Source organism: Streptomyces sp. NPDC030814 (assembly GCF_055572155.1).
Genome location: NZ_JBVIDX010000009.1, coordinates 204,502 through 216,306 on the forward strand (window position 1 = coordinate 204,502; position 11,805 = coordinate 216,306).

General features: G+C 72.3%; 12 protein-coding genes. 6 read left to right on the forward strand and 6 right to left on the reverse strand.

Features of this window, described 5'->3' with window-relative positions:
- Positions 1–98: 98 nt before the first annotated feature.
- Positions 99–761, reverse strand: coding sequence for a nucleoside/nucleotide kinase family protein (locus ACZ43N_RS20985; protein ID WP_468099305.1), 663 nt, complete (start codon positions 759–761; stop codon positions 99–101).
- A gap of 101 nt (positions 762–862) precedes the next feature.
- On the opposite strand from ACZ43N_RS20985, the gene ACZ43N_RS20990 reads away from it, so the two are divergent.
- The 3 genes from ACZ43N_RS20990 to ACZ43N_RS21000 are packed head-to-tail and all read left to right on the forward strand — an operon-like array spanning position 863 to position 4,912.
- A complete protein-coding gene (locus ACZ43N_RS20990) occupies positions 863–1,741 on the forward strand; it encodes an ANTAR domain-containing protein (RefSeq protein WP_468099307.1) in 879 nt (292 codons plus the stop codon).
- A gap of 55 nt (positions 1,742–1,796) precedes the next feature.
- On the forward strand, positions 1,797–2,555 hold the full coding sequence (locus tag ACZ43N_RS20995; protein ID WP_468099309.1) for an HAD family hydrolase: 759 nt from the start codon (positions 1,797–1,799) through the stop codon (positions 2,553–2,555).
- Positions 2,552–4,912 carry a glycoside hydrolase family 65 protein gene (locus ACZ43N_RS21000; RefSeq protein ID WP_468099311.1) on the forward strand — a complete coding sequence of 787 codons (2,361 nt, stop codon included), beginning with the start codon at positions 2,552–2,554 and terminating at the stop codon, positions 4,910–4,912. Before ACZ43N_RS20995 ends, ACZ43N_RS21000 begins: the two co-directional genes overlap by 4 nt.
- 49 nt (positions 4,913–4,961) lie before the next feature.
- Here the strand turns inward: ACZ43N_RS21000 and ACZ43N_RS21005 are convergent, their stop codons facing one another.
- The 5 genes from ACZ43N_RS21005 to ACZ43N_RS21025 all read right to left on the reverse strand — a co-directional run bounded on the left by ACZ43N_RS21005 (position 4,962) and on the right by ACZ43N_RS21025 (position 9,651).
- Positions 4,962–6,134 (reverse strand): serine hydrolase domain-containing protein, encoded by a 1,173-nt coding sequence (locus ACZ43N_RS21005; RefSeq protein ID WP_468099313.1) that lies wholly within the window; start codon positions 6,132–6,134, stop codon positions 4,962–4,964.
- A 131-nt stretch (positions 6,135–6,265) separates the two neighbouring features.
- Complete coding sequence (locus ACZ43N_RS21010; protein WP_468099315.1) at positions 6,266–7,633, reverse strand: CAP domain-containing protein; 1,368 nt, start codon at positions 7,631–7,633, stop codon at positions 6,266–6,268.
- A 40-nt stretch (positions 7,634–7,673) separates the two neighbouring features.
- On the reverse strand, positions 7,674–7,991 hold the full coding sequence (locus tag ACZ43N_RS21015) for a DUF1232 domain-containing protein (protein WP_468099317.1): 318 nt from the start codon (positions 7,989–7,991) through the stop codon (positions 7,674–7,676).
- 85 nt (positions 7,992–8,076) lie between these two features.
- Positions 8,077–8,460, reverse strand: coding sequence for a hypothetical protein (locus ACZ43N_RS21020; RefSeq protein WP_468099318.1), 384 nt, complete (start codon positions 8,458–8,460; stop codon positions 8,077–8,079).
- A gap of 267 nt (positions 8,461–8,727) precedes the next feature.
- Positions 8,728–9,651, reverse strand: coding sequence for a MurR/RpiR family transcriptional regulator (locus ACZ43N_RS21025; RefSeq protein ID WP_468099319.1), 924 nt, complete (start codon positions 9,649–9,651; stop codon positions 8,728–8,730).
- Between the two features lie 209 nt (positions 9,652–9,860).
- On the opposite strand from ACZ43N_RS21025, the gene ACZ43N_RS21030 reads away from it, so the two are divergent.
- The 3 genes from ACZ43N_RS21030 to ACZ43N_RS21040 all read left to right on the forward strand — a co-directional run bounded on the left by ACZ43N_RS21030 (position 9,861) and on the right by ACZ43N_RS21040 (position 11,756).
- Positions 9,861–10,244 carry a hypothetical protein gene (locus tag ACZ43N_RS21030; RefSeq protein ID WP_468099321.1) on the forward strand — a complete coding sequence of 128 codons (384 nt, stop codon included), beginning with the start codon at positions 9,861–9,863 and terminating at the stop codon, positions 10,242–10,244.
- Positions 10,244–11,074 carry a DUF1206 domain-containing protein gene (locus ACZ43N_RS21035; protein ID WP_468099323.1) on the forward strand — a complete coding sequence of 277 codons (831 nt, stop codon included), beginning with the start codon at positions 10,244–10,246 and terminating at the stop codon, positions 11,072–11,074. Before ACZ43N_RS21030 ends, ACZ43N_RS21035 begins: the two co-directional genes overlap by 1 nt.
- Before the next feature lie 178 nt (positions 11,075–11,252).
- Entirely contained in the window at positions 11,253–11,756 is a 504-nt protein-coding gene (locus tag ACZ43N_RS21040) for a DUF6328 family protein (protein ID WP_468099324.1), read from the forward strand.
- Positions 11,757–11,805 lie beyond the last annotated feature (49 nt).

Sequence of the window (11,805 nt, forward strand, 5' to 3'; positions counted from 1 at the left end):
CGTCCCCCCCCCCCCCCCCCCTCCCCCCCCCCCCCCCCCCCCCCCCCCCCCCCTCCCCCCCCCCCCCCCCCCCCCCCCCCCCCCCCCGCCCCCGTGGTTCACCGCTCCGCCGCGTCCGCCTTCGGCATCGCCGTCTGCGGGACCACCAGATCCGCCCGCTCCCGAGTCGTCGCCACCAGGTCGGCGTTGCGCTGGTCCGTGCCGAGCACCCATGCGACCGCCTCGTCGTGACCCTTGCCGAACTCCTCGTGACGGGCGACGAGGCGCCGCACACGCTCGGTCTCGTCGGGCGCGCAGAACCAGACCTCGTCCAGCCGGGCACGGACCCGGGCCCATGCCCCCTCCTCCAGCAGCAGGTAGTTCCCCTCGGTCACGACCAGGCGGGCATCGGGCGGCACGGGGATCGCCCCGGCTATGGGCTGCTCCAGCGTCCGCTCGAAGCCCGGCGCGTACACCACGTCGGGCTCGTCGTCGCGCAGCCGCCGCAGCAGGGCCGCGTACCCGGCCGCGTCGAACGTGTCCGGCGCGCCCTTGCGGTCCCGGCGGCCCAGGCGGTCGAGTTCCACGTCGGCGAGGTGGAAGCCGTCCATCGGGACATGGGCGACCCAGGGGTCCCCGCCGCCGTTGAGCGAGCTGGTCAACCGCTCGGCGAGGGTGGACTTCCCGGCTCCCGGGCTGCCGGTGATCCCCAGCAGGGCGCGGCGGCCGGGGCGGACGAGTGAGGCGGCCCGCTCCAGCAGGTCCTCGAAGGTCAGGGACATGCGGACGACGGTAGACCTTATTCGGCTTAGCCGGGCCCGGACGGGGCAGGGGAGCGGTGCTGGAGCCAGGAGCGGGACGTGCGGGAAAGCGGAAGGTGATCATGGGAGAGGAGCGCGAGCCGGAGTCGGTGGGCGACGTCGAGGCGATGCGGGAGGAAGTGGCACGGCTGCGGGCGGAGATCCGGCAGCTGCGCACCAGGACGGCGGGCCGCCCTGTGATCGCCCAGGCCCAGGGCATGCTGCGGGAGCGCTACGCGCTGCCCGACGCGGAGACCGCCTTCGCCCTGCTCCAGCGCGCTTCGCAGCAGTTCAACGTCAAGCTGCGGGCCCTCGCCGAGGCCGCCGTGAGCGCGCCCAGACCCGAAGGGCGCAGCGCCCTGTGGTTCCCCGGCCGGGCCCGACGGCCGGAGCCCCCGTTCACCTTCGAGGAAGGCCGTGCCCGCCGCACCGGGCGCGGCAACCGGAGCGCGGTCCTGGCCGCCGTGCTCAGCCAGACGCTCGCCGTCGTCGGCACCGACATGGGCAACGTCCAGATCGCCGACCGTTCCGAGGGCGGACTGCGCATCGAGCGCCACACGGGCCTCACCGCGGACTTCGTCGACTTCTTCGCGTTCGTCGGCGAGGAGGGCACCTCGTGCGCACTCGCCGCCCGTGATGTCACCCAGGTGACGGTCCGGGACGTGGCGACGCACCCGGTGTTCACCGAGGACGCCCGGCAGGCGATCCTCCTGGCGGGCAGCCGCGCCTGCCACAGCGTGCCCCTGACCACCACGTCCGGGCTGTGCGTGGGCATGGTCTCGGCTCATCTCGCACACCCGGTCAAGGAGCTGACGCGCGCCCAGCTGAAGGCCCTGGCGGTCGTGGGTGCCGAGGCCGGCGAATGGCTCGCCTGGTACGACCGCACCGTCGTCCTGGACGCCCTGGAACACCTCCATGCCCTCGGCCGCGCCCACAGCGGCAGCCGCGTCCCCCGCCGCTGACCGGTTCTCGCGATCTTCCCCCACTGACTCCCGCCGCACGGGGAACCTGACTTCCATGACAGAGACGACCGAACCGACGGAACTGGGCCTCCCCAAGCCCATCCGGGCCTGCCTCTTCGACCTCGACGGCGTCATCACCCGGACCGCCGTCGTGCACGCCGCAGCGTGGAAGCAGGCGTTCGACGAGTTCCTGCGCCGACGCGACGGCGACTCCTTCCGGCCCTTCGACCGCGGCGGCGACTACGACGAGTACGTCGACGGCCGCCCCCGCGCCGACGGCGTACGCACCTTCCTCGCCTCACGGGGCATCCACCTGCCCGAGGGCGGCCCCGACGACCCGCCCGACGCCCCCACCGTCCACGGCCTCGGCAACCGCAAGAACGACCTGCTCCTCCAGCTCATCCGCACCGACGGGGTCGAGGCCTACGAGGGCACCCTCCGCTACATCGAGAAGGCCCGCGCCCAGGGCCTGCTGACCGCGGTCGTCTCCTCCAGCGCCAACTGCCGGGACGTCCTGCGCTCCATCCACGCCGAGCACCTCTTCGACGTGCGGATCGACGGTGTGGTCGCCGCCGAGCGCGGCCTGCCCGGCAAACCGGCTCCGGACACCTTCCTCGCCGCCGCCCGCGACCTCGGAGTCGAACCCGCGGAGGCCGCCGTGTTCGAGGACGCCTTCGCCGGCATGGACGCCGGACGCGCGGGCCGTTTCGGACACGTCGTCGGCATCGACCGCGTCGGCCAGGCGGACGCCCTGCGTGCCCACGGCGCGGACGTCGTCGTACGGGACCTGACGGAACTGGGGGACTGGGCGTGATCATCCACCGGTCGTACGGCGTCGCCCCCTGGGCCCTGCGCGAACGGCGCCTCAAGCTGGACCTCCTGCCGCAGAGCGAATCGGTGTTCGCCCTGTCCAACGGCCACATCGGCTGGCGCGGCAACCTCGACGAGGGCGAGCCCCACGGCCTGCCGGGCACCTACCTCAACGGCGTCCACGAGACCCACCCACTGCCGTACGCGGAGGCCGGCTACGGGTACCCGGAGTCCGGGCAGACGGTCATCGACGTCACCAACGGCAAGATCATCCGCCTGCTCGTCGACGACGAGCCCTTCGACCTGCGCTACGGCCGCCTGCGCTCCCACGAACGCGTCCTCGATCTGCGCTCGGGCTTACTGCGGCGCACCTGCGAGTGGACCTCCCCGGCCGGGACGACCGTCCGTGTCCGCTCCACCCGCCTCGTGTCCTTCACCCAGCGGGCCGTCGCCGCCGTCGCCTACGAGGTGGAGGCCGTCGACAGCGGGGCCCGCGTCGTCGTCCAGTCCGAACTGGTGGCCAACGAGCAACTCCCGCAGCGCAACGGCGATCCCCGCGCCGCCGTCGCCCTGCAGTCGCCGCTGGAACCGGAGGAGCACTTCGCGGACGGACCCCGGCTGAGGCTCGTCCACCGCACGCGACGCACCGGACTGCGGGTCGGCGCCGCCGCCGACCACCTCGTCACCGGACCCGATGAGATCACCACCAGCGGTGAGAGCAGGGACGACGTCGCCCGCCTCACCGCCACGACCGTGCTGGAGCCCGGCCAGAGCCTGCGCGTGGAGAAGTTCGTCGCCTACGGCTGGTCCGGGACCCGTTCGCTGCCCGCCGTCGCCGACCAGGTCGACGCCGCGCTGTCCGCCGCCGCGTACGGCGGCTGGGAGGGACTCGTCGACGAACAACGCGCCTACCTGGACGACTTCTGGGCCCGCGCCGACGTCGAGGTCGACGGCGACGAGGAGATCCAGCAGGCCGTACGGTTCGCTCTGTTCCACGTGCTCCAGGCGGGCGCCCGCGCCGAACAGCGCGCCCTGCCCGCCAAGGGCCTCACCGGCTCCGGGTACGACGGTCACGCCTTCTGGGACACCGAGACCTTCGTCCTGCCCCTGCTCACCTACACGGCGCCCGGCGCGGTCACCGAGGCCCTGCGCTGGCGGCAGAGCACCCTTCCGGCCGCCCGCGACCGCGCCGCCCAACTCGGCCTGAAGGGCGCCGCGTTCCCCTGGCGGACCATCGACGGTTCGGAGGGCTCCGCGTACTGGCCCGCCGGCACGGCCGCCTTCCACGTCAACGCCGACATCGCCGACGCCGTGGTCCGCCACACCGCCGCCACCGGCGACACCGACTTCGAACGCGACACCGGCCTCGAACTCCTCGTGGAGACAGCCCGGCTCTGGCGCTCGCTCGGCCACCACGACCCCCACGGCGCGTTCCACATCGACGGGGTGACCGGCCCCGACGAGTACAGCGCCGTCGCGGACGACAACACGTACACCAATCTCATGGCCCGCGCGAACCTCCTGGCCGCCGCGGACGCCGCGGAACGCCACCCCGAGCGGGCCGAGCGGCTCGGCGTCGACGACGAGGAGAGCGCCGCCTGGCGGGACGCCGCCCACGCCATGCACGTCCCCTACGACCACGAACTCGGCGTCCACGAGCAGCACGCCGGGTTCACCCGCCACCAGCGCTGGGACTTCCGGGACACCCGCCCCGACCAGTACCCGCTGATGCTGCACTTCCCGTACTTCGACCTCTACCGCAAACAGGTCGTCAAGCAGGCGGACCTGGTCCTCGCGATGTACAAGTGCGGCGAACACTTCTCCGAGGACCAGGTGGCCCGCAACTTCGCCTACTACGAGCCGCTCACCGTCCGCGACTCCTCCCTGTCCGCCTGCTGCCAGGCGGTCATCGCCGCCCAGGTCGGCCATCTCGAACTGGCCTACGACTATCTGACCGAGGCGGCGATGATGGATCTGCGGGACCTGGAGAACAACACCCGCGACGGTCTCCACATCGCCTCCCTCGCCGGAACCTGGACGGCACTGGTCGCGGGCTTCGGCGGAATGCGCCACCGGGGCCCGACCGTCGACTTCGCCCCCCGGCTCCCCGAGCGGCTGAGCCGGCTCGCCTTCAGCCTCGGACTGCGGGACACCTGCCTGCGCGTCGAGATCAGGCCCCGCCACGCCACGTACGAGCTGCTCGGCGGCGACTGTCTGACCATCCGTCACTACGGCGAGCCGGTCAACCTCGACGGGGAGAAGCCCCTGCGGCTGGACATCCCGGCCGCGCAACCGGTCGGTCCGCCCCCGCAGCAGCCGCCACACCGGCGCCCCGGCCGCCGCGGGAGGCGGAAGGTGTGAGACACCCGACGCCACGGATCGCCGTCGGCCGGGCGCTCGCCTTTCGGGGTCAGCCGCAGAAGGCGGCGTCCAGCGTGCGGTTCATGGTGCTGTACACCGTCCCGTTGTTGGAGGTGTTGGCGAACGACGTCAGACTCCGCTTGGCCGACTTCGAGGTGAACGCCCAGGTGTAGTAGCCCTGCACGGTGCCCGTGTGCCCGTACACCGAGATCCCGCACGACAGATCACGGCGGCGCAGCCCCAGCCCGTACGCCTGTGTGCTGTTCACCGGTGTCCACCGCAGCATCTGCTTCAACTGGGCGGCGGAGGTGAGCTCGCCCCGCAGCAGCGCGGAGAGGAACGTGTTCAGATCCTTGCCGCTGGACACCAGGGCCCCCGCGCTCTGCGCCCAGGACACGGTCTGCCGCGTCGAGTCGATCTTCCGGCCGGAGGAGTCGGCGGTCATGTAACCGCGCGCGTACAGGCCGGGGATCGTGTTCTTCGGATGGACGTAGTAGGTGTCGGTCAGCTTCAGCGGCTTGATGATGCGCTCCTGGTACACCGTCGCCACCGACTTCCCGGTGAACTTCTTGATGAGCATGCCCGCCACGACGAAGTTCGCGTTCGAGTACGAGTAGACGGCGCCCGGCTTGTTGGTGAGTGGCTTCGCGAGCGACAGGTCCATCAGCTGGCGGAGGGTGTAGACCCGGTTGCGCACGTTCTCGAAGCCCTGGACCGGCCGTGCGAAGAGGGTGCTGGCGTGGTCGTACAGACCGCTGCGGTGGCTGAGCACATGACGCACGGTGATCCGCTTGTCGGGCAGCAGGCCGGGCAGATAGGTGTTCACCGAGGTGTCGAGCTTCAGCTTGCCCTCGTCGACCAGTTGCAGCAGCACCACCGTCGTGAAGGTCTTGGTGACACTGCCGACGCGGATCCGGTCCCCGGTGCCGATGGCCCGTCCGGTGCTCCGGTCGGCGACGCCCTCCGCCAGATGGATGGCCTTTCCGCTGTCGTCGATCCGCGCGAACGCGCCCGGCGCACCCTGCGACAACGCCGTACGCAGCACCTTGCGCAGCTCAGCCTTGTCCGGTGCCGCCAACGGGGCCACGGCCGCGGCGGGGTCCGGCCGCGCTGCGGTGCCGTGCGCGACGGGCGGCGTGGCCGCCTGCGCGGGGACCGCCAGGAGGGACGACACGACCGCGCCCAGGGCCGCCGCGCTGGTGACCACCGTTCTCGAAACCATCTGATTCGTCTCCCGTCGCCTTCAGTCCGTCGACAGGGTGCATTGGAGTCCAGTGGTCACGGAGAGTCAAGTAGCGAGTGGGGGTGCCGAGTTGAGCGACTCGAAAGAGGGAAAGGCGCCGGGGTTCGGTTTCAGCCGCCGAACAGCTGCGTCCAGTAGGTGCCCGCGGCGCCGCCCCCGGTGAATCCGACGCCCATGTGGGTGAAGTCGCGCTTGAGGATGTTCGCGCGGTGTCCCGGGCTGTTCATCCATCCGTCCACGACCTCGGCGGCGGAGCGCTGCCCGCACGCGATGTTCTCCCCGATCGACCGCCGGGTGGAGCCGGCCGCCGCCGCCCGGTGCCACGGCTCGCCGCCGTCGGGGGACGTGTGCGCGTAGAAGGCCCGCGCCACCATGTCGTCGCAGTGTGCCTGCGCCGCTGCGGTGAGCCGCGGGTCCGAGGTGAGCGGGGGCAGACCGGCCGCGGCCCGCCGGGCGTTGGTGAGGGCGGTGACCTCGTCGGCCGTCCGCCGCAGCCCTTCGGCGGAGAAGGGCTCGGCCCACAGTGCCGTCCAGAACACGGTGTCCGAGCGTGGGCCGGTCGCCCGGCCGAGGCCGGCCTCGGTGCATGCGGGCAGGCAGAGGGTGTGCCGGGCCTGCGGGTCGGAGAGACAGTAGTCCACGAACTCGGCCGGAGTGCGGGGACCGGAGACCAGGTGCTCGCCGACGGTCAGACAGCGGTAGCCGCCGATGGCGACCCGCTGGTGGACGGAGAGCCCGTCCGCCCCTTCCGAGGCGAGCCGGCCCTGTGCGGCCATCGCGGCGGCGTGCTCCTGCGCCGCGGCCGTGAGGCGGGGGCTGAGCGATACGGGAGGGGAACCGGCTGAGGCCCGGGCGGAGTTGACCAGAGCGAGGAAGCCGTCGGGGGAGGCGGCCCGCGGGGCCGTGGGCGCGGTGCGGGGCGGTGCGGGCGGGGTGACGCCATGCCGGGGAGCCGCCCGGGTCGCGGCGTCGCGCCCTCCCCGGGGCGGAGCTGCCGTGTCCTCCACGACGTCGACCCCGAAGTCCCTCGCCACGCCGGCCAGTCCGTCCGCATACCCCTGCCCCAGGGCCCGCAGCTTCCAGCCCGGCCCCCGGCGGTACAGCTCCGCCAGCAGCAGTACCGTCTCCCGCTGGGGCCTCGGCGGGGTGAAGCGGGCGAGGGCGCGGCCGTCGACACCGGTGACGAGCAGGGTCGGAGCGGGGAGGCCGCCGAGGGGCGTGCCCGGTTCGGCCGGGCTGATCACGACGGTGAGGCGGGTCGCTCCGGCGCGCAGCGCGGGCGGATCCACCGTCAGGGTCGTGCCTGCGAGGCGGGCGCCGGGCGCCGTCGGCTGGTTGTAGAAGACGAAGTCGGTGTCGCCGCGGACCTTGCCCGTGTCGTCGGTGACGAGGGCGGAGACGTCGAAGGGGCCGGGCACCCTGATCGTCAGGGTGCCGTGCGGCAGGGGCACATTGCCCCCGGGTACCAGCTCGCTCATCGGGGCCGTCCGTCGCAGTGACCGTCAGCCCGACAACGTCTCACCCCCGCAGGGCGGTTCCCGTGCCGTCACCGCGCTCGGCGGCCAGGGCGTCCTGCCGTCCGGAGCGCAGGGACTTCAGGGCCAGCAGCAGGACGCCGATGTCGTCGAGGTACACCGGGTCGGGCAGCACGTCCGTCGGCAGGACGAGATAGAGGACGGCGCCCCAGAACACCCACTTGGGGCCGGTGGGGAGTCCGGCCCGCTGGAGGTCACGCCGGGTGCGCACCAGTCGCAGGAGCAGCCATACGGCCACGCCGAGGACGGCGGCCGCGACCACCACGACCGCGACGATCACACCCCAGGTCCAGGAGTCCATCGGTCCCGCCCCTCGCTCGTACGTACCCGTACCTTCTCATCGTCTTCCCGGCACGGGCGCCGCCTACCGCGTCCGGACGCACGTGTCAGTGCGAGGCGCGGGCGTGGTTGTGGTCCACGAGGGCCTGGCTGACCGCCCGGATGGAGCGGGCGATGTGGCTCAGCTGCATGACCTCGGCCGCGTACATCTTGATCGTGTGCTCGATGACCGACTCGGACATCCCGAGGCCGGGCAGCTCGGAGCGGGCGGTCTGCAGGGCCGTGCGGGCGACCCGGATCTCGTGCTGGACCTGGATCTGGGCGTGCCGGGCGAGCAGCACGGGGTGCCGCATCATCGCCGGGTAGCTGCCGTAACGCGCCGGCACCAGCTCGCGCAACCACTTGGCCGCAGACCGCTCCCAGTCGTAGCTACCGGGTGTCTTGACCTGGCACGGCCAGTCCGTGCGGATCGGCGAGGTGGTGAGGGCCATGTTCAACGCTCCGGTCTTGCATCGACGCGAAAAAGTCCAACAGGTGGAGTCCGGGCGGCCCCGGTCTAGGGGATGGCCGGGGCCGCTGCACCCGGGGCGCCGTGGTGGGTAGGAGCGGACGGTCCCGGGCGGACGACGCGTCCCGGTGTCCCACCGGGCCGCGATCCGGGAGCAGTATTTATATATACCGATGAGTTTGCAAGGGCATGAAAAAATTCATGCCGGAAAAGATCTGAATAAGCCCGTGCTGTCGGGACGTAGGGGGACTCAGTCCCTGAGGAAGAACTGATGCTGCTCGGAGACCTGCTCGTACGCCTCCAGCCGCGCCTGGGTGCGTTCCGGATCGGCGTCCGTCATGGCCTGGAGCAGCGCCGAGGACATCATCACCGGGGCGGCGTAGGAATCGAAGACCAGGCGTGATCCGGTGCCGGTGGCGAAGACGGCGTCGGCCTCGTCCACGAGCGGTCCGAACCCCAGGTCGGTCACCAGGGCCACCCTCAGCCCGGCCGTGCGCGCGACCCGCAGCGCGGTGAGCGTCTCCTGCGCGTGGCGGGGCATGGAGAACGCCAGCAGCCAGGTGCCACCCGCCTCACGGGACTGCAGCAGGGCGTCGTAGGCGACCGTGCCGCCCTTGGTCACGAGCCGGACGTCGGGGTGGATGCGGCGGGCGGCGTAGGCGAAGTACTCCGCGAGGGCGCCGGAGATCCGCAGGCCGAGGACGGTCAGCGGGGTCGAGCGGGACAGGGCGCGGCCCACCTCGATCACCTGGTCCGGGTCGGCGAAGTCGCGCCGCAGGTTCTCCAGGTTCTCGATCTCGGCGTCCACGGCGGCCTGGAGTTCGTTGCTGCGGTCCGGCGCGGGCGCACCGGGCGCGCTGCCGAGGGCGGCGAGCGCGATGGCCTGGAGCCGCTCCCGCAGCGCGGGATAACCGCTGAAGCCGACGGCGGCGGCGAACCGGGTCACCGAGGGCTGGCTCACGCCGACGCGGTCCGCGAGGTCCGTGATCGACAGGAAAGCGGCCTCGGTGATGTGCTCGATGAGGTACTGGGCGATGCGCCGCTGCCCGGGGGAGAGCCGGGGCCCGTCGAACAGCTCCCTGAGCCGGGCCGTGGGCGACGGCTCGGTCTCCTCGGCGGTCCGCCCGGACGTGATCGCTGATGCCTGCGCGCGTGCCTGCTGCGGCGATGGCACCCGCGTGCCTCCTTCGTCTCCCACGACCACTCAACATAGCCCACGGTCAGCGCGGTCACGGGCGGGTCCCAGGTCACCCTCCGGGCCGGGCGCCCGGTGCGCGTGGACACCGCTGCGGGCGGTCGACCGGTGCGCGACCTGCGGCAACCCTGTTTCGGGCCCACCATGGGGGTACCCGCACGCTGTCGTCCACACCAGGGAGAAGGCTCGTGACTCTGCCACGTCTGCCCGTGTCACAGGTCGAGGTCGTGCTCTGCGACTGCTCCGCACAGGACGCCGAGCGTGTCTTCGCGTGCCTGTGCGCCCATTTCGAGTCGGACCGGCGTCCCGAGGACCCGCCGCACGAGACCGCAGGCGACCGGCCCACCATGTGGACCGGCACCTACGACACGGCGGCCGTCCCCGCCGGCGCCGAGGAACCCGCCGCACGGCTGTCCGGCCCCGTCACCGTCGATGTGCAGGGCAGCCCGCCCGCCGTACGGATGCTGCGGGCAGCACTGGAGGAGAGCTATTCGGTGCGGCAGGTGGGTGTGGACGCCGGTGACCAGGAAGTGAGCCTGCAGCTGCGGCTCGAAGGACGACAGGAGAGCTGATGACGGCAGTGGGGGTGGGCAGCGGGCAGGCGGCCCGCGGTTCCGCGACGGAGGGTGCGGCCAGGGCCGGGCTGACGGCACGCGGAGTCATCTATCTGCTGGTCGGGGCACTGGCCCTGCAGATCGCCTTCGGCGAGGGCGGGCAGCAGGCGGACCGGCAGGGCGCACTGGAGGAGATGTCCGAGAAGCCCCTGGGCTCGGTCCTGCTGTGGGCATTGGGCATCGGCGTGGTCGGCATGGCCCTGTGGCGGCTGTCGGAGGCGGTGTTCGGCGCGGCGGGCCCGGACGGCCGCAAGTGGACCAAGCGGCTGGCCTCCGCCGCGCGGTTCGTCTTCTACGCCTTCGTCGCCTACTCGGTGCTGATGTTCGCGGCAGGCTCGGGCGGCGCGAGCGGCGGAGCAGGGGGCTCCAGCGACGAGCAGTCCAAGGACGTGACGGCCCGCGCCCTGGAGCTCCCCGCCGGCCAGTGGCTGGTCGGCGCGGCGGGGGTCGGAGTGATCGTCGCGGGCGTCTGGATCGCCGCCCGGGCCCTGATGCGCTCCTACCACAAGCACCTGCAGCTCGGTGAGATGTCGCGCCGCACCCGTCGCGTCGTGGACATCACCGGGGTAGGCGGCGGGGCCGCGCGGGGCGTGGTGTTCGCCGCGGCCGGTGCCTTCGCCGTCCGGGCCGCCATCGACTACGAGCCGGACAAGGCCAAGGGCCTGGACGACACCCTGCGCTCCTTCGCCGACACCCCCGCGGGACCCGCGCTCCTGGCCTGTGTCGCGGCGGGCCTCGTCCTGTTCGGCCTCTTCTCGTTCGCGATGGCGCGCTGGCGGCGGGTCTGATATTCGCTCACGCGAACAGCCCGTCGAGGAAGGGTCACGCCGGGCTGGGACAGGGCACAACTGGCCGATGCACCGAGCGGGTTCACTCATGCGAGTGAAGTGGTCGATGTTCCCGCTTGCCTGTGCCGGGCGCGGCGCCATCCAGGAAGGAGGACACCCACCGAGCCTGGAGGACGCCGTGCCCGAGGGGACCGACAACGGATACGCCACTCCGGAGCGAGGCCGCGACGAGACGGCGGACGAGCGCGCCGACCGCCGCTGGGGCGAACTCATCCAGGAGGTACGGGTCGCCCAGACCGGGGTGCAGATCCTGTTCGGCTTCCTGCTCACGGTCGTGTTCACCCCGCGCTACGCGGAGCTGGCGCAGACCGAGCAGACCATCTACATCGTGACAGTCGTCCTCGGCGCCGCCGCCACCGGCGCCCTCATCGGCCCCGTCTCCTTCCACCGGATCGTCGCCGGCCGCCGCATCAAACCGGCCGCCGTGCTCTGGGCCGCCCGGCTGACCGTGGTCGGCCTGATCCTCCTGCTGGCCACGATGACCGCCGCGCTGCTGCTGATCCTGCGCGTGGCCAGCGACGACGGCTATGTGCCCTGGCTGGTGGCGTGTGTGCTCGTCTGGTACCTGCTGTGCTGGTTCGCGCTGCCGGCGTGGATCCGGCACCGTCACGCGGGCGGGTGACGTCCGCGGCCGGCGTGAACGGTGTGGTTGCCCCCGGGGCTCATGGTGC

Coding starts and splice junctions, on each gene's coding strand:
- ACZ43N_RS20985 (WP_468099305.1), bottom strand. CDS start 761: ATGTCCCTGACCTTCGAGGACCTGCTGGAGCGGGCCGCCTCACTCGTC.
- ACZ43N_RS20990 (WP_468099307.1), top strand. CDS start 863: ATGGGAGAGGAGCGCGAGCCGGAGTCGGTGGGCGACGTCGAGGCGATG.
- ACZ43N_RS20995 (WP_468099309.1), top strand. CDS start 1,797: ATGACAGAGACGACCGAACCGACGGAACTGGGCCTCCCCAAGCCCATC.
- ACZ43N_RS21005 (WP_468099313.1), bottom strand. CDS start 6,134: ATGGTTTCGAGAACGGTGGTCACCAGCGCGGCGGCCCTGGGCGCGGTC.
- ACZ43N_RS21010 (WP_468099315.1), bottom strand. CDS start 7,633: ATGAGCGAGCTGGTACCCGGGGGCAATGTGCCCCTGCCGCACGGCACC.
- ACZ43N_RS21015 (WP_468099317.1), bottom strand. CDS start 7,991: ATGGACTCCTGGACCTGGGGTGTGATCGTCGCGGTCGTGGTGGTCGCG.
- ACZ43N_RS21020 (WP_468099318.1), bottom strand. CDS start 8,460: ATGGCCCTCACCACCTCGCCGATCCGCACGGACTGGCCGTGCCAGGTC.
- ACZ43N_RS21035 (WP_468099323.1), top strand. CDS start 10,244: ATGACGGCAGTGGGGGTGGGCAGCGGGCAGGCGGCCCGCGGTTCCGCG.